18 protein-coding genes are annotated in these 21978 nt (G+C 67.6%); 11 read left to right on the top strand and 7 right to left on the bottom strand.

Going from position 1 to position 21978, the window contains the following annotated elements; translation table 11 throughout:
* Positions 1 to 150: 150 nt before the first annotated feature.
* Positions 151 to 2496, bottom strand: a complete 2346-nt coding sequence (locus LCL87_RS15535; protein ID WP_225021132.1) for an arylsulfatase — start codon at positions 2494 to 2496, stop codon at positions 151 to 153.
* Between the two features lie 185 nt (positions 2497 to 2681).
* Between LCL87_RS15535 and LCL87_RS15530 the strand changes: the two genes are divergently transcribed.
* The 3 genes from LCL87_RS15530 to LCL87_RS15520 are packed head-to-tail and all read left to right on the top strand — an operon-like array spanning position 2682 to position 6695.
* The gene (locus tag LCL87_RS15530; RefSeq protein ID WP_225021130.1) at positions 2682 to 4343 is read left to right on the top strand and encodes a SulP family inorganic anion transporter; all 1662 of its coding nucleotides are present in this window, start codon (positions 2682 to 2684) and stop codon (positions 4341 to 4343) included.
* Positions 4340 to 6007, top strand: a complete 1668-nt coding sequence (locus tag LCL87_RS15525; RefSeq protein ID WP_225021128.1) for a SulP family inorganic anion transporter — start codon at positions 4340 to 4342, stop codon at positions 6005 to 6007. The genes LCL87_RS15530 and LCL87_RS15525 overlap by 4 nt, the downstream gene beginning before the upstream one ends.
* 34 nt (positions 6008 to 6041) lie before the next feature.
* Positions 6042 to 6695 carry a GAP family protein gene (locus LCL87_RS15520; RefSeq protein WP_225021126.1) on the top strand — a complete coding sequence of 218 codons (654 nt, stop codon included), beginning with the start codon at positions 6042 to 6044 and terminating at the stop codon, positions 6693 to 6695.
* A 3-nt stretch (positions 6696 to 6698) separates the two neighbouring features.
* Here the strand turns inward: LCL87_RS15520 and LCL87_RS15515 are convergent, their stop codons facing one another.
* The gene (locus LCL87_RS15515; protein ID WP_225021123.1) at positions 6699 to 7895 is read right to left on the bottom strand and encodes a low temperature requirement protein A; all 1197 of its coding nucleotides are present in this window, start codon (positions 7893 to 7895) and stop codon (positions 6699 to 6701) included.
* Between the two features lie 135 nt (positions 7896 to 8030).
* Between LCL87_RS15515 and LCL87_RS15510 the strand changes: the two genes are divergently transcribed.
* The 6 genes from LCL87_RS15510 to LCL87_RS15485 all read left to right on the top strand — a co-directional run bounded on the left by LCL87_RS15510 (position 8031) and on the right by LCL87_RS15485 (position 15584).
* A complete protein-coding gene (locus LCL87_RS15510) occupies positions 8031 to 9296 on the top strand; it encodes an aspartate kinase (RefSeq protein ID WP_225021122.1) in 1266 nt (421 codons plus the stop codon).
* A 6-nt stretch (positions 9297 to 9302) separates the two neighbouring features.
* Positions 9303 to 10334 carry an aspartate-semialdehyde dehydrogenase gene (locus LCL87_RS15505; RefSeq protein ID WP_225021119.1) on the top strand — a complete coding sequence of 344 codons (1032 nt, stop codon included), beginning with the start codon at positions 9303 to 9305 and terminating at the stop codon, positions 10332 to 10334.
* 727 nt (positions 10335 to 11061) lie between these two features.
* Positions 11062 to 11973, top strand: a complete 912-nt coding sequence (locus LCL87_RS15500) for a coiled-coil domain-containing protein (RefSeq protein ID WP_225021118.1) — start codon at positions 11062 to 11064, stop codon at positions 11971 to 11973.
* 130 nt (positions 11974 to 12103) lie between these two features.
* Positions 12104 to 13624: a carboxyl transferase domain-containing protein gene (locus tag LCL87_RS15495; protein WP_225021116.1), complete on the top strand. Its 1521-nt coding sequence runs from the start codon at positions 12104 to 12106 to the stop codon at positions 13622 to 13624.
* A 23-nt stretch (positions 13625 to 13647) separates the two neighbouring features.
* On the top strand, positions 13648 to 14016 hold the full coding sequence (locus LCL87_RS15490; protein ID WP_225021114.1) for a RidA family protein: 369 nt from the start codon (positions 13648 to 13650) through the stop codon (positions 14014 to 14016).
* A gap of 71 nt (positions 14017 to 14087) precedes the next feature.
* Complete coding sequence (locus tag LCL87_RS15485) at positions 14088 to 15584, top strand: hypothetical protein (protein ID WP_225021112.1); 1497 nt, start codon at positions 14088 to 14090, stop codon at positions 15582 to 15584.
* Between the two features lie 46 nt (positions 15585 to 15630).
* Here LCL87_RS15485 and LCL87_RS15480 read toward each other — a convergent pair whose 3' ends face one another.
* Positions 15631 to 16098: a DUF6069 family protein gene (locus LCL87_RS15480; protein ID WP_225021110.1), complete on the bottom strand. Its 468-nt coding sequence runs from the start codon at positions 16096 to 16098 to the stop codon at positions 15631 to 15633.
* 306 nt (positions 16099 to 16404) lie between these two features.
* On the opposite strand from LCL87_RS15480, the gene LCL87_RS15475 reads away from it, so the two are divergent.
* Entirely contained in the window at positions 16405 to 17073 is a 669-nt protein-coding gene (locus tag LCL87_RS15475; protein WP_225021108.1) for a hypothetical protein, read from the top strand.
* An 84-nt stretch (positions 17074 to 17157) separates the two neighbouring features.
* On the opposite strand, the gene LCL87_RS15470 is transcribed toward LCL87_RS15475, so the two are convergent.
* From LCL87_RS15470 to LCL87_RS15460, 3 genes are all read right to left on the bottom strand, one after another.
* Positions 17158 to 17739: a hypothetical protein gene (locus LCL87_RS15470; RefSeq protein WP_225021107.1), complete on the bottom strand. Its 582-nt coding sequence runs from the start codon at positions 17737 to 17739 to the stop codon at positions 17158 to 17160.
* A gap of 284 nt (positions 17740 to 18023) precedes the next feature.
* Positions 18024 to 18599 carry a sigma-70 family RNA polymerase sigma factor gene (locus tag LCL87_RS15465; protein WP_225021105.1) on the bottom strand — a complete coding sequence of 192 codons (576 nt, stop codon included), beginning with the start codon at positions 18597 to 18599 and terminating at the stop codon, positions 18024 to 18026.
* 36 nt (positions 18600 to 18635) lie between these two features.
* The gene (locus LCL87_RS15460) at positions 18636 to 19532 is read right to left on the bottom strand and encodes a hypothetical protein (RefSeq protein WP_225021104.1); all 897 of its coding nucleotides are present in this window, start codon (positions 19530 to 19532) and stop codon (positions 18636 to 18638) included.
* 166 nt (positions 19533 to 19698) lie between these two features.
* Between LCL87_RS15460 and LCL87_RS15455 the strand changes: the two genes are divergently transcribed.
* Complete coding sequence (locus tag LCL87_RS15455; protein ID WP_225021102.1) at positions 19699 to 20967, top strand: ion channel protein; 1269 nt, start codon at positions 19699 to 19701, stop codon at positions 20965 to 20967.
* Between the two features lie 21 nt (positions 20968 to 20988).
* Here the strand turns inward: LCL87_RS15455 and LCL87_RS15450 are convergent, their stop codons facing one another.
* Positions 20989 to 21855: an alpha/beta fold hydrolase gene (locus LCL87_RS15450; protein ID WP_225021100.1), complete on the bottom strand. Its 867-nt coding sequence runs from the start codon at positions 21853 to 21855 to the stop codon at positions 20989 to 20991.
* Positions 21856 to 21978: the final 123 nt, after the last annotated feature.

The raw sequence follows: 21978 nt of genomic DNA, 5'->3' as shown, positions 1-21978 counted from the left end.
ATTTCGGCGCTCGCAGCGACACTCCCGTCCTGCGCGATCGACACCCGACATGCCTCCCACATAACGAGTAATCATCCGGAACAACTGGACGAACCGCCTGCAGCGGGGAAAGTCTAACCCGCGCAGGCGGTTCGTACCCCCGGAAAGCGCTCAGTCCCGTGACATTGCCGCGGCCATGTGCTTCTCGACGTCGATGTAGGCGTCGTCCGCGACGTCGAACACGACCTTTCGAATCTCGCCGCCCCGGAACGCGAAGCGGGGCTCCGGATACGCACTCGAGACGGGATCGGCGCTGTCGTAACCGATGCACAGGCCCTCGCCGCAGAGCGAGAAATGCCCGAGCACGGTGCGGATCTTCTGTTCGGCGACCAGCTTGTCGTCGATGTAGAGCCGCAGCGGTCCGATGCCTTCACGGTTCGGTCCCATGCTCTCCTTGACGAACTCCACCCCGATGATGTGCCTGCCGGACGTCGCTACCGGAGCCGAGATGCGGTCCTCGGGTGGGATGCCGAGGAAGTTGTACGCGTAGGTGACGGTCCCGTCCTTGACGAAGAGGGAGTGCCCGCCGAATCGTGAACCGTTCGCGAAGATCACTCCCTGCGTGTCCGGCGTGAGGTCGACCTCGGCGAGGATCTTGTACGACACGCCGTGCACGTTGGCCGCAGATCGTTCCGGCACCTCGCTGGTGCCGGGGTAGTAGACGTACTGACCGCTCGGCGGCACCGGCTGGTGGAACTCCATCCCGATGAACGTCTCGAAATCCTTGGGGTTGCCGATGATCTGCAGGTCGTTGAGCGGCAACACGTTGTTGGCCTTCGCCTCCTCCATCCACAGAGCCTCGAGTTCCTCGAGCTTGTCGGGGTGCTCGGCGGCCAGATCGTGGGCCTCGGCGCGGTCGACGTCGGTGTGGAACAGTTCCCACTCGTCCCTGTCGAAGTTGCCCATGCCGGACACCGGACCGTGGAGGGAGACGGCCTTCCACCCCTTGTGCCACAGGCCGCGCTGTCCGAACATCTCGTAGTACTGCGTCTCCTTGGCCGTCGGTCCGTCGGCCGGCGCGTCGAACGAGTACTTCATCGACACACCCGACAGCGGTGTCTGTTCGACACCGTTGTAGGTGTCCGGCATTGTGACGCCGCACGCCTCGAGAATCGTCGGCACGATGTCCGTCGAGTGGTGGTACTGGTGGCGGACCTCGCCGCGGGCCTTCATCCCGGCGGGCCAGTGGATCACCAGCGGGTCGCAGACACCGCCCTGATAGGTGTAGCGCTTGAACATCTTGTACGGCGTGGAGAACGCCGCGGCCCAACCCGTCGGATAGTGGTTGTAGGTGTCCGGGCTGCCGAGCTTGTCCACCATCGTGAGGTTCTGTGCCTCGTCGTCCGGGTAGCCGCCGAAGATCTTGCCCTCGTTCACCGAACCGTTGGGGCTGCCCTCACCGGACGCCCCGTTGTCGGCGCAGTAGACGATCAGCGTGTTGTCGAGCTGGCCGGACTCCTCGAGGTAGTCGACGATCCGCCCGACCTGGGCGTCGGTGTACTCGGAGAAGCCCGCGAACACCTCGGCCATGCGGCTGAACATCCGCTTCTCTTCGTCGTTCAGTTCGTCCCACGGCCGCACCTCGTCGGTGGGCGAGAACGTGCCCTCGGGCATCGGGTTCAGCGGGGTGAGGTCGGTGTCGGCGGGGAGGATGCCCTTCTCGACCATCCGGGCCAGGACCCACTCGCGGTAGGCCTCGTATCCGTCGTCGAACATGCCCTCGTACTTGGCGATGTACTCCTGCGGGGCGTGGTGCGGTGCATGGTTGGCGCCGGGGCAGAACCACAGGTACCAGGGCTTCTCCGGCTCGGTCTGCTTGACGTCGCGAATCATCTTGAGTGCCTGGTCCGCGAGGTCCTTCGACAGGTGGTAGCCCTCGTCGGGCGTGTACGGCTGTTCGATGTAGTGGTTGTCCTCGGCCAGCGACGGGAACCAGTTGTTGGTCTCGCCGCCGATGAACCCGTAGAAGCGGTCGTAACCCTGCGCGAGCGGCCAGTTCTTCTTCGATGCGCCGGCCGTCCACTCGTCGATCGGGACGTTGTGGTTCTTGCCCACCCAGAACGTCGCCCACCCGGCGTCGCGCAACAGGTTTGCCATCGTGACGTTCGACGGTGGGATGTGCGAGTTGTAACCGGGGAAGCCCGTGGACGACTCCGAGATGGAGGCAAATCCGTTGAGGTGGTGATTGCGCCCGGTGAGGAACGTGGAACGGGTAGGCGAACACAGGGCCGTCGTGTGCCACTGCGTGTACGTCAGCCCGTTCTCGGCGAGACGGTCCATCGTCGGCATGTTTATCCGGCCGCCGTAGGGCGACCAGGACGCCTGGCCCGTGTCGTCGTAGAGGACCACCAGCACATTCGGTGCGCCTGCAGGTGCTTTGTCCGGCAGGAACGCGTCCCAGTCCGAGACCGAGTCACGCACATCGAGGTTGATGGTGCCTTCGAATTCCTTGGCCACGATTACTCCTTCGCCACTCAGATCTCCAGTCGTCCCATGGTCGGCGTAGAGGGGTGCTCTTCGACTCACCCGCGTCAGGTGAATCCGATGCGCCGTCGAGCATCGACAATGAGGCCGGTGGTCCCCGAGCGGAAGGGAATCGGCGACAGGTGAGTGCAACCTCGAAGACCCACAGGCCCTGGCCTGTGTTCGGCTCCCTCCAGGGCTATCGGAGTGGATGGATCCGTCCCGATGTGATTGCAGGGCTGACGGTCTGGGCAGTTCTCGTGCCGGAGGCGTTGGCGTACGCGACGATCGCCGGTGTACCGCCGGTCGTCGGGTTGTATGCCGCGATTCCGTCGTTGATTCTCTATGCCGCGGTGGGCAGTTCGCGCCATCTGGTGGTGGGCCCGATGTCGGCGACGGCCGCGCTGTCCGCGGCGATCGTCGCCCCGCTCGCCGGTGCGGACGGTGGCAGGTTCGTTGCGCTGTCGGCGGTGCTCGCGATCGCGACCGGGCTGGTGGGTCTGCTCGCGGGCCTGCTCCGGCTCGGGTTCATCGCATCGTTCATCTCGGAACCGGTCCTCAAGGGCTTCATCGTCGGATTGGCGCTCACGATCGTGATCGGGCAGGTGCCCAAGCTGTTCGGGGTCGAGAAGACGAGCGGGAACTTCTTCGAACAGGCATGGGGCGTGATCGGCCACCTCGGCGACACCCACTGGCGCACGCTGGCGGTCGGTGCGCTGAGCCTGGCGGTGGTCCTCGCGTTCAAACGGTGGCTGCCGCTGATCCCCGGCTCGCTGCTCGCGGTGCTGCTGGGGATCGGTGCCGTGTCCCTGCTCGGACTCGACGACAAGGGCGTCGCCATCGTCGGGCACATCGACTCCGGGCTGCCCGCCGTCGGACTGCCCGACGGCATCGGCTTCGACGACTACGTCGATCTGCTCGGGCCGGCCGTCGGCGTGTTGCTGATCGGGTTCGCGGAGGGCCTCGGCGCGGCCAAGACGTACGCGGCGAAGGCCGGCTACGAGGTGGACGCCAACCGGGAACTCCTCGGTTTGGGGGCGGCGAACCTCGGCGCCGGAACGGCGTCGGGCATGGTGGTCAACGGCAGCCTCTCCAAGACCGCGGTCAACGGCGGCGCCGGTGCGAAGACACAGGTCAGCGGGCTGGTCGTGGCGGCTCTGACGATCGTCACGTTGCTGTTCCTGACGGGGCTGTTCGAGAAACTGCCCGAGGCGACACTCGCCGCCGTGGTGATCGCGGCCGTCGTCGAACTGGTCGACATCGCGGCACTGCGGCGGCTGTACGGGGTGTGGACCGAGCGGCTGGGCCGCATCTACGGGCGCGCCGCCCGGGCGGATTTCGCGGCCGCGATCGCGGCGATGGCCGGGGTGCTGTTCTTCGACACCCTGCCCGGGCTCGTGATCGGGATCGGAGTGTCGATGCTGCTCCTGCTCTACCGGGCGTCGCGTCCACACGTCGCGTCGCTCGCGAAGCAGGACACGCTGTGGGTCGACGCCGAACGACACCCGGAGTTGCCGACCCGTCCGGACGTACTCGTCGTGCGGGTGGAGGCAGGACTGTTCTTCGCGAACTCCGACCACGTGAAGTCGCGGATCGAGGAGTTTTGCACCGATCGGACACGAATGGTGGTGCTGGACGCCGAGACGTCCCCCTACGTGGACGTGACGGCCGCGGAGATGCTGGTGCAGCTGCGGAACACGCTGTCGGAACGTGGAATTGCACTGCGTGTCGCTCGCGATATCGGGCAGTTCCGGGACACTCTCCGGCACACCGACTCGGTCGAGGTCTACCCGACGGTCGCCGAGGCGGTCGCCGACAGTCCGGTCGGTGAGGGCGCATGACGGCCGTCAGGGAAGCAGTGTTCGCGCCGACGCTCGTCGGCTATCGGAAGGCCTGGCTGCGGGCCGACGTCGTGGCCGGGGTCAGCGCGGGCGCCGTGGTGATCCCGCAGGCGATGGCCTACGCGACGATCGCGAACCTGCCCGTGCAGATCGGCCTCTACACCTGCATGGTGCCGATGATCGTGTACGCGCTGCTCGGCGGATCCCGCACCGCCAGTGTCAGCACGACCTCGACGATCGCGACGCTGACTGCATCGACGCTGATCGGGGCCGGTATCGCGGCCGGATCCGACGACGCGCTGTCGGCCCTCACGACGTTGACGCTGATGGTCGGTCTCATCCTTGTCGCGGCACGGCTGCTGCGGCTCGGGGCGATCATCGAGAACATCAGCGAAGCAACGATGTCCGGGATCAAGGCCGGCGTCGGGCTGACCGTCGCGGCGAGTCAGCTGCCGAAACTGCTCGGCGTCCCCGGCGACCCGGATGCCACCGGCTTCTTCCACGTCCTGAACGGTGTCCTGCGCCAGCTCGGTGACGCGAACACGGCGACCGTCGTGCTGTCGATCGCATCGATCGGCGCCCTGCTGGTGATGGGCCGCTTGGTGCCGCGCATTCCGGGGCCGCTCGTCGTGGTGGCCGCCGGCATCGTGCTCATCGCGTTCACCGGACTCCGGGATCGCGGAGTCGCGCTGATCGCGGAAGTGCCCCAGGGTATTCCCCTTCCCGGCCTGCCCTCCCTGCACGACATCGGAGCACTGCTGCCGGGTGCGCTGGCGATCTCGGTGATGGCGTTCCTCGAGACGGTCGCGGTGGCCCGCGGGGTGCGCCGGTCGGAGGAGCCGCAGATCGACAGCGACCGCGAACTGCTCGCGAACGGCGTGGCGTCGGTCGCGGGTTCGTTCTTCCAGACGCTCCCACCGGCCGGCGGCTTCTCACAGACCGCGGTCGCGCTGCGGGCCGGGGCACGAACCCAACTGAGCGGCATCGTGACCGCGCTGCTCGCGGTGCTGGTGGCGCTGTTCCTCGCCCCGGTCCTCGGCGACCTGCCGCAGGCGACACTCGGGGCGATGGTGGTGGTCGCGACGCTGGGGCTCGTGGATCTCGGTGCGTTCGCCCGGTACTGGCGGGTGAATCGCATCGAGTTCTGGATCGCGTCCGCGACTGCAGTGATCGGTTTGACGGCAGGCCTGCTGCCCGCGGTGCTGGCGGGTGTGCTGTTGACGCTGTATCTGGTGCTGCGCGAACTGGATCGCGCGCACGTCTCCCAACTCGTTCGAGGGGATTCGGACGGCTGGCGGGCACTGGACCCGGACGAGGCTCCGGTGCCGTCGGATCCGTTGGTGCTGCGGATCGACACCGGTCTCTACACCGCGAACGTGCGTGCCAACACCCGCGAGGTGTCGCGGCGGGTCGCGGAGATCGGGCCGTCGCGCCTCGTGATCGACTGCTCGCGTCTCACCCAGGTGACGACGACGGTGATGCGCAGCTTCCTCGACCTCACCAAGGAACTGTCGGACACCGGCGTCGAGGTGTACTTCGCCGCGCTGCCGCGCCGCAATCTCGCGACCGTGCGGCGCACCACGCTCGGACGCGAATACGAGTCCCGAGGAAGGGTTTTCCCGGACGTGGAGTCCGCGGTGTTGCACTTCATTCCTCGCGGGTGAGGACGTCGCCACGCCGGACGAGTTGACTTCGTTCATGGGAGAGCTGTTGCTGCAACTACTTCCGGAGCTGGCGGGTATGGCAGTCACTCCGGCCGCGATCGCGGGGTGTGTGCTGCTGTTGCAGACCAAACGGGCACTCCCGAACGCATTCGCGTTCTTCGGAGCGTTCATGGTCGCGTACACGGCGATAGGGGTGGCGGCGCTGCTCGGTGGCGCCGCCCACGGCACCCGGTCGAATGTCGTCAGCCACTGGGCGGGCCTGGCCGTCGGACTGGTGTTCGTCGCGTTCGGTATCGCCCAGTTGATCCGGCGGCGGGTGCCGTCCGACACCGGGCCGGAGTGGATGCAGCAGCTCACGAACGCGAAGCCGAGGGGTGCGTTCGTGATGGGGGCCGCGCTGTCGATCGTGAACCCGAATCTCGCGATCATGATCTCCGGCATGACGGTCATCGCGGCCTCCGACACCTCACCCGGATCCGCGGTGTTCGGGACGGTGCTGCTGCTCCTGGCCGCGGCTCTCGACTTCCTGGTGCCGATCGGGGTGTACCTGGCGTTCGGCGACAGGGCGAAGACCATCCTCGCCACGGCGAAGGACTGGATGCTCACGCACGAGCGGCCGCTCACACTCGCTGTCTTCTTCGGGTTCGGTGCGCTGTTCGTGATCCGGAACGTGGTGGCGCTGGTGTGACCGTCAGGCGCGGATGCGGCGCCGGTGTTCCGCGAACGCGCGTGTCTCGTAGGCGATCAGCGCGAGCAGTACCGCGGTGAGAATGCCGAGCGTGACGAGTGCGGGCAGCTGCCAGGCCACCGGAATCAGCGCCACCAGCACGACGACGGTGACGGTGCGGGGGGCGCTGAACGCGCCGACGCCGAACAGCTTGAAGACGACCAGCGCCGCCAGGTACAGCGCCGCGCCCCCGAACAGCGCCACCAGCGGCCAGCCCTGCAGCGGGTCGGTGAGCCGATGATGGTTGCCGTCGCCGACGTAGAACAGGATCTTCTTCAGCCCGAGGGAGAGCATGACGATGCCGATCACCATCGGCAGGTGCGCGTAGCTGTAGCAGCGCTGCGCGATCTGGATGCGGCGCCGGCCCCGAGCCTCCTCGAAGGCGTGCTCGACCATCAGTGAGGTGACGTCGAAGTACGCCCACCACAGCAGTGACGTCACCGCCAGCCCGAGCAGCGACGCGACGATGATCGCCCACGTGATCGGCAGCGTCGCGACGCCGATGCCGATCGAGACGATCGACTCGCCCAGCGCGATGATGACGAACAGCCCGTGCCGCTCGGCGAAATGGCTCACCGAGCGCAGCCGCCAGTTGGTGCCCCCGAAGAGCGTGCCCAGGTAGTCCCCGGCCAGAGCGAGGAACCACATCACCGTCTGCCACGGGCCCGTCAGCTGGGACGCGATGAGCAGGAACGTCGTGCCCGTCAGCATCGACGGCACGAACCGCATCACCTGGCCGCGCAGTTGCGGGTCGTCCTTGCTGATCACCAGGAACATCAGGATGTGCAGCAGTCGGACGGTGAAGTAGCCGAGCGCGAAGATCATGGGACCGTCGAGCCCGCCGGGCAGGTCGTCGAACGCCTCCGGGATCGTGAGTGCGACGACGAACACCGCGGACATCGCCGCAAGCATCACCACCCGCACGACGCCCTCGTCGGCGCGTACCAGATTCGCCAGCCACGAGTAGCCGACCCAGCTCCACCACAGCACCGCCATCACCAGGATGCCGTGCAGGAGATTGATCCCTGTGGGATCGTCGGCCATGAGGTCGGTGACCCGGGTGAGCGCGAAGACGAACACCAGGTCGAAGAAGAGCTCGAGCGGGGAGACCGAAGCGCGTTCCTCGGTGGGGCGGGTAGTCAACCGACGGGTGATGTCCACGGCGCCGATGCTGCCACCCGTCCGGGTGACTCGTCGGACGAACGCTCGGTGAGGACGCCCTGCACTGACGCGGACACCCCTCGGTAAGCTCGACAACTGGACTGCATCAATCCATCTATTCGGAGGTACACACGCGTGGCTCTCGTCGTCCAGAAGTACGGGGGATCCTCGGTCTCGAGCGCCGAGCGCATCCGGCGCGTCGCTGAACGGATCGTCGAGACGAAGAAGGCGGGCAACGACGTCGTCGTGGTCGTCTCGGCGATGGGTGACACCACCGACGAGCTGCTCGACCTCGCACAGCAGGTGTGCCCGGTGCCGCCGGCCCGCGAGATGGACATGCTGCTCACCTCGGGTGAGCGCATCTCCAACGCGCTCGTCGCGATGGCGATCCATTCCCTCGGCGCGAAGGCGCGGTCGTTCACCGGCTCGCAGGCCGGTGTCATCACGACCGGCAGCCACGGCAACGCCAAGATCATCGACGTCACCCCGGGCCGCGTCCGCACCGCGCTCGACGAGGGCTCGATCGTCCTGGTCGCCGGCTTCCAGGGCGTGAGCCAGGACAGCAAGGACGTCACCACGCTCGGCCGTGGCGGCTCCGACACCACCGCCGTCGCCCTCGCCGCGGCCCTGAAGGCCGACGTCTGCGAGATCTACACCGACGTCGACGGCGTCTTCACCGCCGACCCGCGCATCGTGCCCGACGCCCAGCGCCTCGACACCGTCTCCTTCGAGGAGATGCTGGAGATGGCCGCGTGCGGCGCCAAGGTGCTCATGCTGCGCTGCGTCGAGTACGCCCGCCGCTACAACGTGCCCGTGCACGTCCGCTCGTCATACACGACCAAGCCCGGAACGATCGTGTCCGGATCGATGGAGGACATTCCCGTGGAAGAAGCCCTGATCACCGGTGTCGCCCACGACCGCGGCGAAGCCAAGGTCACCGTCGTCGGTATGCCCGATACCCCGGGCCACGCCGCCAAGCTCTTCCGGGCCGTCGCGGACGCCGAGATCAACATCGACATGGTGCTGCAGAACATCTCCAAGGTCGAGACCGGCAAGACCGACATCACCTTCACGCTGCCCAAGTCCGACGGCCCGCGCGCGGTGGAGAAGCTCACGGCCCTGCAGTCGGAGATCGGCTTCACCCAGATCCTGTTCGACGACCTCATCGGCAAGGTGTCGCTCGTCGGCGCCGGCATGAAGAGCCACCCGGGCGTCACCGCCAAGTTCTGCGAGGCGCTGGCCGAGGCGGACGTCAACATCGACCTGATCTCGACGTCGGAGATCCGCATCTCGGTGCTCGTCAAGGACACCGATCTGGACGACGCCGTGCGCGCGATCCACGCAGCTTTCGAACTCGGCGGCGAGGAAGAGGCCGTCGTACACGCAGGAACGGGACGGTAATTCGAGATGACCACCATCGCTGTCGTCGGTGCCACCGGCCAGGTCGGCATCGTCATGCGCACCCTGCTCGAGGAGCGCAACTTCCCGGCCGACAAGGTCCGCTTCTTCGCGTCCGCGCGCTCGGCCGGCAAGACGCTGCCGTTCCGCGGTGAGGACATCGTGGTCGAGGACGCCTCCGCGACCTCCGACGAGGACCTGAAGGGCATCGACATCGCGCTGTTCTCGGCCGGTGCGACGCTCTCGCGTGCGCAGGCCCCGCGCTTCGCGGCTGCCGGTGCGATCGTCGTCGACAACTCGTCGGCGTGGCGCAAGGATCCCGAGGTTCCGCTCGTCGTCAGCGAGGTGAACCCGGAGGCGACGAAGAACCCGCCGAAGGGCATCATCGCCAACCCCAACTGCACCACGATGGCCGCGATGCCGGTCCTCAAGGTGCTGCACGACGAGGCGGGCCTGCAGCGCCTGATCGTCAGCAGCTACCAGGCGGTCTCCGGCAGCGGCATCGCCGGTGTCGAGGAGCTCGTCGGCCAGGTGCGCGCCGTCGCCGCCGACGCCGAGAAGCTGGTGCACTCCGGCTCGGCCGTGGACTTCCCGGCGCCGGACAAGTACGTCGCGCCGATCGCGTTCAACGTCGTGCCGCTCGCCGGTGCGCTCGTCGACGACGGCAGTGGCGAGACCGACGAGGACCAGAAGCTCCGCAACGAGAGCCGCAAGATCCTCGGCCTCCCGGATCTGCTGGTGTCGGGCACGTGCGTGCGCGTCCCGGTCGTCACCGGCCACTCGCTCGCGATCAACGCCGAGTTCGAGCGCCCGCTGTCGGTGGAGCGCGCCAAGGAACTGCTCGCCGACGCCCCCGGCGTCGAGCTGGTGGACGTGCCGAACCCGCTCGCGGCCGCCGGCGGCGACGTGTCCCTCGTCGGCCGGATCCGTCAGGACCCGGGTGCCCCCGAGGGTCGCGGCCTGGCACTGTTCGTCTCGGGCGACAACCTGCGTAAGGGTGCGGCGCTCAACACCATTCAGATCGCGGAGCTGCTCGTCTAGAAGCACGTCTTCGGTTTGCCCGGCGGTCCGGTGCGCGACACTGCTCATAGTGTCGGGCACCGGACCGTTTGCCGTTGAACGGAACTTCTCACGGATTCCGACACCAGCCGCCACCGGCGAGGTTTCCAGGTCCTGGGCCTGTAGCGAGCTCTGATGATACTCCTCACGTAACGACCGGTCGCTCTCTGCCTGGTCGGGCGCTAACATTCGTGTCGGTACGCGGCGAGTTCTGCCGTGCAACCTTTTTCGCCTCGAGGAGTCAAGTGATGGGTTCGTTCTCTGATCGCGTTGCGCCGGCAGCGACGACCGGGTTACCGGTCGCCCCGGCGGGTACCCGCGGCTGAGACGTTCCCTCCGTCGGGCCCCGACGCCACCGGGATGAGCTCCGCATCCCCACGATGTGACGCTCTCGGGCTGGATGCGAAGTAGAGCGGGTACCGATTTCGGTCGCACGACTGTGCGGGCCACCTCGGCGGTGCGCACCCTGTAGAGCACGAACTCACCCCGATCGCTGAAACCAGTGTTTCCAACGACATTGGGCGATTCGCGGATGTGAATGTCGGACGCCTTCGAGGCGGATCCGACGCCGTGTCCCAATGTCAGAACCGGCGATCAGTAGAGCGCGAGCCGAATTCTTCGGCGATGACGCGCACTGCGGCTGAGCGCCATGATCCTCACTGTTCGTGGGGTTTCCGGAGGTGTCGAATGGTACGGGTAGAAGGACGAGATGAGGATCGGTAGCAAGTTCGTCGACGGCGGAGGCCTTTTCGAGAGGGAACGCCGGGGGTATTCGACTCGACAGGTCGAGGATCGCCTGAGGGAGATCGATACCCGGGAGAGAAGTCACCTGTCGAGGATTCGTCAACTCGAGCACGAGATGACCCTGCTGGTGCGGCAACGTGACTGGGAGTGCCAGCTGTCCACGGATCGGAAGAATCAGATCGATTCCCTCCAGAATCGGATCGCGCAGCTCACCGAAGAGCTGAGCGATCTGGAACGACCCGTGGCTTCGAATGTCGCCCCGGGCACGCGAATCCAGAAGATGCTGACTCTCGCAGAGGAAGAAGCGCGGTCGGTGGTGCACGAAGCGCAAAGCGTTGCCGACGGAATTGCGGCGGCCGCCACCGAAGAGTCCCGCGAACTGATCAAGACTTCCAAGGATCGCCTGGCAGCCGCTGACAGCAAGTTGGAGGAAGCGGAGAGCGAGTGCCTCAGGTTGGTCGGCGACGCTCGCGAAGCGGCTCGGGGCATTGCCGCAGACGCTGCGAGACTGAGGGACGAAATCGAAGCCGAGACGAAGTTTCGGCGCGAGCACATGGACGCCATGCTGCGATCGGAAGTGGAGCGGAATCGGCAGCAAGCCGAAACGCTGATGCGCGAGCAGGAAGACGAGGCACTCCGCGCAGCGGAGGAAATCGTCGCAACGGCGAAGGTGGAAGCCGCTGCGCTCATGCAGAAAGCGCATTTCTTCGTGGAGAACTATCGACGTGAATTCGAGCGCTTCGAACTGTCGCGGAACGCCTCGGTGTCGCAGATGTCTGCGCTGAGGGATTCATTGGAGGGATTGATCCGCTCGTGCGGTCAGATTCGCGGTGTTCCCGAATTGGAGCCGAGGGTGGACCAGGCGGTTTACGTCTGATCTGACCCGCGTTCGCCGCCAGTCTCGATCAGTGGTGGGCATTGTTGCGGTCGAGCGTCTTCCTTCGTACATTCGGCTGGACGGTGGCCGATGTGATCCGGCTCACGCGCGGATCGAGGAGGGCATCGACGTGGAGGCTGGGAACAGTCGGGACTGGGCGCCGCTCCTGGAGCGCCTCGCCGAGCGGAAGGTCGCGGCCCGCGTGATGGGTGGTGCGGATAAGGTCGCGCGCTACCGCAGCACCGGGCGATTGGACGCCCGCGCCCGGGTTGCCGGTCTGCTGGATCCCGGGTCGTTCGTCGAGTTGGGGCCGCTCACAGGTGATCCCGCGATTCCCGCCGATGCGTTCGTCGCCGGATCCGGGACGATCGACGGCCGTCCGGTGATGGTCGGCGGCGAGGATTTCACCGTCGCCGGCGGGTCGATCGGCACCGCGGCGGCGTCCAAGCGTGCCCGTGCCGCGCAACTCGCGCTGCGCAACCGGATACCGCTGGTGATGATGCTCGAGGGCGCCGGGCATCGCGCCACCAACGCGCTGGAGCGGAACCGTCCGGCGCCCAACGACCTTCAGGCGATGGCCGACCTGTCGGGACTTGTGCCCACCGTGGCGATCGTGACCGGCCCGTCCGCCGGCCACGGCGCACTCGCGGCACCGCTCTCCGATTTCGTGATCATGGTCGACGGGCACGGTGCGCTGTTCACCGCCGGCCCGCCGCTCGTCGCGGCGTCCACCGGCGAACAGACCGACAAACAAACACTCGGCGGGCCGCAGGTCGCCATCGACACCTCGGGTGTCGCGCACAACCTCGCCGAGTCGGACGAGGCCGCGCTGGCCCTGGCCCGCCGCTACCTGTCGTACTTCCCGAGCAGCGCGTGGCAGCGTCCGCCATGGGTCGGCCCGGACGGCGGCAACCACGACGTCGGCGAGCGGTCCCTGCCGGAGCTCCTCGACCTGATCCCGGTGAACCAGAAGCGTCCCTACGACATGCGGACGATGCTCGGCGCCCTGGCCGACGCCGGCACCGTCACCGAGATCCAGCCCACCTACGGGACGTCGATCATCACCGCGCTCGCGCGCATCGGTGGACACTCCGTCGCCGTCGTCGCCAACCAGCCGACCGTGATGGCGGGCGCGGTGACGGTGGCGGCCGCAGACAAGGCCGCGGCGTTCGTGCAACTGGCGGGGGCTTTCCACCTGCCGGTGCTGTTCCTCGCCGACAACCCGGGCGTGATGGCGGGCAGTGCATCCGAGAAGGCCGGCATCCTCAAGGCCAGCGCGCGCATGTTCGCGGCGCAGCACCGACTGCGGACCCCGAAGTTCCACGTGACGGTGCGCAAGGCGTTCGGGTTCGGCAGTTCGGTGATGGGCGCCAACCCGTACGACAACCAGACCATGACGCTCGCCTTTCCCGCGGTCACCCTCGGCGGCATCCCCGCGGACGTCGGCGGTCGCACCGCCAAGGAGGACGACGACACCCGCCGGGCCCTTGTCGAGAACGAGGCGTCGGGCCCGTGGGCGCTGGCGCAGACGTTGTTCTACGACGACGTCATCGACCCGCGGGAACTGCGGAACATCCTGATCCGCGGGCTGCACTCGAGTGTCCGGGACGGCGCGGCCGAACCCGTCACGCACCACGGCTATCTGCGCTGACCTGGAATCGAAAGGAACACGACGTGTCGAAGAATTGGGAAGAAGAGTACGGCTACTCGAACGCGGTGCGCAGCGGCGACCTGCTGTTCTGCTCCGGCCAGGTCGGGCTCGAGGCGGACGGGAGCGCCCCCGCCGATCCGACGCGGCAGTACGACCTCGCGTTCGAGACGATCGGCAAATTGCTCGCCGAACACGGTGCGGGGCCGGCGGATCTGGTGGAACTCACGAGCTTCCACGTCGACTTCCCACAGCACATGACCGAGTTCATGGCCGCGAAGGCACGCTTCCAGAACGGCGCCCGGCCCGCGTGGACCGCGGTGGGCGTGGCGGCCCTCGGTATGCCCGGCGTTCTCGTGGAGGTGAAGGCGACGGCCCGGATTCGCGGGGCCTGACCCGGAAGCGTCCTTTGCGCGGCGCCGACAGCCGCTACCATCGGCCACATGGCTACAGTGCAGAAAGGCTCATGACGAGCCGTCGAACGCTTGTCGTTCAGATCGAAGAGATCGCGATCGAGGACGGTGAGATTGCGCCCCCGCGGGTCGGGGAGGTGATGTCGTTCCCGCTTCGATTCGTCGAACTGCCCGAGTCCGCCGGTGACGTGGTGACGGTGCGGGTGCCGTTGGAACCGAGTACCCGGCCCCCGATCCGGCAGTACACGGGCGAGGACACCCCGCGCGGCTGGGAATGGTCCGGGCTATTGCGCGGCGACGGCTGGACCGCGTCGTGGCGGGGTTTTCGGCTGCTGACCGGGCGGGTCGAACTCACCGGAAGGTTCTACGGAGTCCTGGGGAACGACGACGGCCGGGTTCGCGGCCGTGTCACCCGTGTCCGGATCGTCAGCGCACGTTTCCGCCGCAGGACTCCGGGCGGCTGGGAGATCGTGCCGGGACATCGGCGGCTGCGGGACGTCGACGCGGCGCCGCGGTTCTTCGACCGGGACGCGCTGTTCGAGAGCGAGAGCGAGAGCGACGAGGCCGACGGTGACGTCGGGGCCCTGGTCGACCTCGACCTCGACGACGTCCCGGAGTTGCCGGCTCGACCGAGCATCGTCCCCGGCGACGTGTCCGCGGCCGGCGGGGTGCTCTGGGTGGCCGACAGTTCGCTGCCGCTGGTGGTGAGTATCGGCGCCGATCACGTTGTGGGCGAGCACGTCCTGCCGGCCGCGATCGGGATGGCGCGCCAGATCTGGGCTACCCCCAGCGGATGCTGGGTCACCGGCGCTGACGGGGTGTTCCGTTGCGAGCAGGGCGAATCCCCGACCCAGGTCGACGACACCGACGTGCAGGTGGCGGCGGTGCTGGGGGAGACGCTATTGGTCTGCCGTCCGGACGGCGGATGGGTCGTGCACGAACCCGACCGCGATCGGATCGACGTCGCAGGACCCGAAGGGCATGTCATATCCGTTGTCGCGGAGGACGATCGTTTCGTTGCCGCCGTGCGGGTCGAGGGCTCGGCGTTGCGACTCGTGAGCATCTCCCCGGATGGCCGGGTGACCATCGGCTCGGCTCTCACCGTGACCGGTCGGGGGTATCGGATGTTTCTTGCAGGGGCGCCGCTGCGACTGTTCGGCGGAGACCGGGCGACTCTCGTCCGAGAGGACCTGACGCTCGGGGCGTCCCACACGCTGCCGAAGGCGCTGTGGGGCGGCGGCAGGGTGGGGCCGTTCGTGTGGTTCACCGGTCATCCGCCGGACGGAACCGGGCGATCGGGGTGGTGGCCGCTGGCCGAGCCCGCCACGTGCGAGAGCACACGTCAGTTCTGGCTGTTCACACTCCTGGACGGACGCACTCTCGAACCTGTCAGCAGCACACCGGTCTTCACGACGCATCCACGTGTGACCATCGACGACCACGGCACCGTCCTGCTGATCGCCGACGGCGTTCGCGTCATCCCCGGTGAGACGATGCGGTGGCCCGAACAGATCGACGTGGCGGCGCTGCTCGACGAGGAGCGGGGATGACCGAAATGTTCGCACTCACGGTGGGCCAGTCCACCGTGAGTGTCGGTCACGGTCGCGCGGTGAACGTGCTCTGCGCGGACGCCGCGACCCCCGACAGCAGCGACACGATCGCGATGCCGACGACGAGGTAGATGGCGCCGCTGGCGACCTGAGACTTGGTGGTGGCGTCGACGCTGAACGGCCACAGTGCCGTCGCTGCCGTCGCCAGAATGCCGATCCACGCGAAGAAGATGGACGCGCGCGGCGTCGAGATCAACAGCAGGTGCAACAGTCCGGTCGCGATCAGCGCTGCGATCGCGGAGTAGACGGCCACGGTGGTGACCTGCGAATCCCACGGCGTGTGCGGCGGCGTGATCACCGGGGTGTCGATCGGGCCGCGCACGGCCAGCACCCCCACCACGCCGGCCAATGCCGCGACGATCGCGGTGGCGACACCGCCCGCCCAGAGTCGTCTCCAGTTGACCGAAGTCCGGGTGACTCGCACCGTCGGTTCCGCGCTCGTCGAGTGGCTCATCGAGTACTCCTTACGGATCTCGAACCGGATGTGCCGTGCTGTTCAGGCTAGGCCGGGAGCTGTGGTTTGCGGGCGGGCTCGGTGAGAATCGTGGCCGGACCGAACCGAACATCGCCGGTGGGTGAAATCGGAGGGTGAAATCTGTCCTGTTCGCGCGTTTGGGTGGGATCGAAAATCATTGCCCCGCTTGGCCGAATCGCATTGACGCGACAATCGTGACCCGTGCAAACTTTTGCATCGGCGCGAACGACGGGGACGCGCCTGCCACCGTGTGGCATCTCTTCGATCGAAGCGAGAACACTCGACATGAAGCGCATCGCTCTGGCATCACTGACACTGGGCGTGGGTCTGGTCGCGGCCCTTCCGGGTATCGCGTCGGCGCGGTCCGACGACTCGGTCGCGGGAACGCTGGTCAACACCTGCGACCCGGCGGGTAACGCTGCCGGTATCTGGGTGGAGCTGTGGAATGACTCGGGGCAGATCGATTCGGTGACCACCAACGCCGAGGGCTACTACAAATTCGTCGACAAGGCTCCCGGTAGCTACGTGGTCAAGCCGTACATCGGTGCCGGCTGCGGCGCGTTCCCCGGAACCCGAGCAGTGGACACCGCGAACGGCCCGGTCTACGACGTCGACTTCCGTGTCACCACCATCCACGACATCACCGGGACTGTGACCGGGTGCCCCGAGCGCGAGGGTGTGGGTACACCCGGCGTCACCGTGAATGTGAGCGACGACAGCGGCCTCCTTGCGACCACCGAGACCAACGAGTTCGGCTTCTACTTCGTCCAGTGGCTCGAGGCCAAGACCGACTACACCGTCGAGGTTGTTCCGCCGGCCGGCTGCGGCGCCGACGACGCGACCCGTTCGATCGACCTGGACCTGGGCAACGCGAGCCTCGTCGACTTCCAGCTCGTCCCGCAGTACGCGGGTTCGTTCCAGAGCGTCTTCTCCGGCTTCGCCTTCGGTAGCTGACCACTGGATTCCCTGGGGAGGGAAACGGCGCCGACACCCGATCGGGTGTCGGCGCCGCCCGGGGAAGCGCGAAGAAACTCTGCGTTACGCGTCCGGGCCCGTGGAACCGAGGGGCAGGCCCGCGAGCAGATCGCCGAGGTCGGCGGGCAGCAGATCCTGCAGGCTGCCCAGGTCGAGGTCGACCGGCAGGATGTCCTGCAGGCTGCCGAGGTCGACACTGCCGAGCAGGCCGCCCACGGGCACGATCTGCGGGTCACCCACAGCGGGCAGTTCCGGGTTGGTCAGCGAAATGCACTCGCCCACAACCGCGTACACGCCGTTTTCGAGATCGGTCGTGAACGTCTCCTCGGCACCCGGGCCGACCCGCTGGGCCACATCCGTCTGCCACGACAGGAATCCCGGTTCCGTGATCTTGGTTGGATCCTCCTGCAGCGCGGGCAGCTTGGTGGCCTCGAGCGCGAAGGCGCCGCAGCTGGTGGTGGGATCTTCGTTCGTGTTGGCGACGGTGACCGAGAGCGTGTTGCCCTCGACGCCGGTCGTCACCGTCGGGCTGGCCAGCTCGACCGGTTCGGCCGAGGCCAGAGCCGGTGCCGCGAGCGCTGCCGCGGCGACGATCGCAGCCCCACCGACCGCGTGACCGAGTGTCTTCCGATTACGCAACTGCATGTTCATCCCCTTCCAAATGTGAACCATCGGAACGTGATCCAGGTTGACGCAATCTCCCGACCAAGATCACCCTCCCACCATTGACGCTGGACGCCGGGGCTGCAACAGCAAAGCCGGTCAAATACGAAAAAGGGGACGCGGAGACGGGTGTCGGGGCGGTGCCGGATTCGCCCGTCCGGCGCCATGAACAGGGCGAACCGAGCGGTCCGACTGCTAGGTAACGATGCTGCAACGGTCTGACCTGGACGCTCGATCAGCCATTGTGACGCTTGCGTTTTCGTCGATCAGATCGGCGGGAGCTCCGCGCGTAGCTTGTTCAGCGCCCGATGCTGTGCGACGCGGACGGCGCCGGCGGTCGTGTGCAACACGTCGGCAGTCTCGGCCGCGCTCCGCTCCTCGATGATCCGCAGGTGGAGGATGGTCCGTTCGCGCGCGGAGAGAACGCCGAGGACGGACTCGATCCTGCGGAGGTCGTCGGAGCGGAGTAGGCGTCCGTCCGCCGAGTCGTCCGTCGTCACGACATCCGGGACGACGTCGACCGGAACGGACTTGTCCCGGTGGACCGCCCGCAGCGCGTCGACGATCTTGTGGGACGCGATCCCGAACACGAACGCCGTGAATCGGCCGCGGTCCTCGTAGCGGGGCAGCGCGCGCATCACCGCGATGCACACCTCCTGCGTCACGTCCTCGGCCGACAGGCACCGCGACGAGCGCAACCGCGACCTGCAGAAGCCCAGCACCATCGGGCGGATGTGCGCCATCAGGTCCGCCAACGCGTCGGTGTGCCCGGCGGAAGCGGAGACAGCGATGCCGTTGATGTCACCGGCAGTGACGGGGGAGGGGGCGAAGCTGGAACTCACACGGAACAGGTAACCCGGGAAAGCTGGCGCGTTCCTTCAGCGAATCATGGAGGTTTCTGTGAGTGGCTCCTCTGGTCCGCGCAGGTATCGCCCGATCGGCCCTTCGTCCAGCGCGAGTGCCTTCGTGATCACCGAGGCGCCGACGACGATGCCGCACGCGACGAACATCCAGCCGATCGCGGTGAAGACCAGGCCCAGATCCCCGAACTTGGATTCGGCCGCGACGACCGTCCGCGGCAGGACGACGTTGCCGCCGATCCGAAGAACTGTCAGCCCCGCGGCGGTGATCGCACCGGTCGACCACAACACGCGGGCCGACAGGCGGCGCTCGGTGAGCAGGTACGGCACCAGCGTCCACAGCCCCGCCCACACGACGAACTGGGCGACCAGGACCAGGGAACCGCCCAGGTACGGCACGCCGAGCAACACCCGGGTGGCGCCGATCAGAGCGGCGCACGCCGCCACCGACAGCAGCACCGCGATCCACCGCCACCAACTCGCGAACTTCAGCGTCGGGACGTGCCACACCCGTCCGTACATCCGGCCCAGTGCGCGGGCGAAGGAGGTGCCGCCGAGCAGAACCATCAGCAGGCCGACGATCCCGAACGCGGCGAACGACGGGTCGTCGACGCCGAGGCCGTCCGTGCTCACGTCGACGCTGTCCATGTCGATGCCGAACTGGTCGAAGAACCCCTTGGTGAAGGTGTCGTGACTGCCGATCGTCGACGCCACGATCACCACCGGCAGGACCGACGTGAACGACTGGGCGGCCAGCGTCATGGACCGGTCCGCCCATTCGACGTCGATGAAACCGGACAGCGCGCGCTGTACCGTCCGGCCGGGTGCGGTTCCCCGCAGCCAACCCTGTGCGGACTCCGATCGGGCGGCGAGCGCCTCCCGCGCCAGCGCGACATTGAACCTCGACGACCGCACGGCATCCCCTTCGAAACACACAGCGCCGGGAGGCGGTCGCCACCCCGACGGATTCCGACAGCGTAGGCGAACCGGCCGTTGCCGGCGGTCAGGCGAATCGGATGACGCGCCCGGGCACCGCATTCGCGCAGTACGGTGACGGGGCGCCCACCCCGAGCAGTCGGAGGTGCCGTTGAAGGACGAGGAGCATCCGGACGCCCGCGTGATCGCGCGCGAGGCGGTGCTCGCTCTGCTCGTCGGTATCGGTGCGACGGTGATGCCGATCGCCGTCCTCGCGGCCGCGCGGGTGCTCGCCGATGTTCTCTACGGCAGTCTCCCGCGCGCATTGGGGTTCCCGGGCGACGCCCGCTGGTGGATCGCGATCGTGCTGACGTCCGCGGGCATCGCCGTCGGCCTGATCGTGTGGCTGGTGCCCGGACACGGCGGGCGGGATACGGCGACCGCGGGTCTGATCGGGCCGCCGGTGCCTCTGCGGGTGCTTCCGAGCCTGCTGTTCGCATTGGTCGTCGCGCTCGGTGCCGGTGTCAGCCTGAGTCCCGAGAACGTCCTGGTCTCGGTCAACGCGGCCCTGTCGGTGTGGCTGGTCGCGCGAGTGGTGCCCTCGATCGCGTCGGACCGGGTCGCCGTGCTCGCGACGGCCGCGACGATCGGGGTGCAGTTCGGTACCCCAGTCGCGGCCCCGCTCGCGTACCTCGAACTCACCGGGCGGCGGGTGCGGGGCAACCTGTGGGACGCGATCCTGGCGCCGCTGGTCGCGGCCGGTGCCGGAGCGGTCACGATGGCGGTCCTCGACCGGCCGGTCCTGGCGCTCGACGTGCCCGGCTACTCGACGATGACGTTGCGGGACGTGCTCGGTGGTGTCGTGATCGCGACGGCCTCCGCCGCGGCAGTGCTCGGCGCGGTGTACGCCTATCGCGTCCTGCACGGGTCGTTCCACCGCATCCGCAACCCGGTGCTGATGACGGGGCTCGGTGGTGTGGTCCTGGGTCTGCTGGGTGCGCTCGGTGGGCGCGAGTCGATGTTCAAGGACGTCGGCACGATGCGGGACCTCGCGGCGTCGGCGCCGGACGCGTCCATTCCGCGACTGCTCGTGCTGGGCGGGTGCAGTCTCGCCGCCTTCGCGGTGGCCGCCGCGAGCGGATTCCGCGGCGGCCGCGTGATCGCGTCGGCCGCCCTCGGCGTGACCGCCGGCCTGATCGGGCACGCGCTCGTTCCGAGTGTGCCGGTGACGCTCGCGATCGCGTGCGGGGTGCTCGGCGCGGTGGTGGTCGCGGTGCGGAGCTACTGGCTCGGGATCTTCATTCCGGTGGCGATGGTGGGCTCGGTGTCGGTGCTGCCGATCCTGTGCCTCGCGGTGCTGCCGGTGTATCTGCTGGTGATGAATCGCCCGACGATGACGATTCGCGATCTCCGCGGGTCACCGGACGCCCGGTGACCCGCGGAGATCGCCGTCAGCTCACTTGCGGTCGCGCAGGAGGAAGGAGAGCACCGACGCCAGCCAGGCGTCGCGGGCCTCGATCATGGTCCAGTGGCCGCAGTTCGGGAACACGTGGAACTCGGCGTTGGGGATGTCGCGCATCGGCAGCAGACCCATGTCGACGGGGCTGACGCGGTCGTCCCGCCCCCACGTGATCAGGGTCGGAGCCTTGATCTTGCCGAGCTTCGCCCAGTACGGGGTGACGTCGGCCTGCGCGGCAGCGGCAGCCATCGCCTTCATCGCATTGCTGCTGTACATGCGGCGGGCGATCTCGAGCGTCTTCGGCTCGGTCGCGAGCGCCCAACGCTCCTCGATGAGCTGCTCGGTCACCATGGCGGGGTTGTAGACCATCGACTGCAACCAGCGGATCAGGCTCTCGCGGGACGGGTTGTCGGTGAACTCGGTGAGCAGCTTGATGCCCTCACCCGGGAAGGGGGAGAGGACGTTCTTGCCGATGCCGCCGATCGAGACGAGCTTGTTGACGAGCTCGGGGTGCGAGATCGCGATGTTCGCGCCGACGCCGCCGCCCATCGAGTTGCCGATGATGTCGACCGGACCCAGGCCCAGGCCCTCGAGGAAGACGGGGACCGCGTTGACGGCCTCGACCATCGGGTGGCCGTCGCACGGATCGGACACGCCGAAGCCGGGGAACTCGAGGACGTAGCAGGTGAAGTGCTCCGCGAAGTCCGCGAGGACGCCGCGGTAGTTGCGCCAGCCGGTGACGCCGGGGCCGGAACCGTGCAGCAGCAGCAGCGGCGGACCGTCGCCGGCCTGGTGGTACCGGAGCACACCCTGATCGGTGTGCAGTTCCCGCTTGGAGTCCTCGTAACTGATCTCAGTAGTCATCGTCCGCCTCTGGTTGTCGCAAATGTCATCCGGGTCACCAGCCTGTCTCGAGTCGCTGCCACTCGCCACATGACTTCCCGCGAAATGGAAACGTTCCACGAGGTGATTCGTCCGGCTCGCCGG

Origin of the sequence: Prescottella equi (genome assembly GCF_020171745.1) — a bacterium.
GTDB lineage: Bacteria > Actinomycetota > Actinomycetes > Mycobacteriales > Mycobacteriaceae > Prescottella > Prescottella equi_A.
Note: the sequence above shows the minus strand (reverse complement) of the source record. Positions and strands in the feature narration are given on the sequence as shown.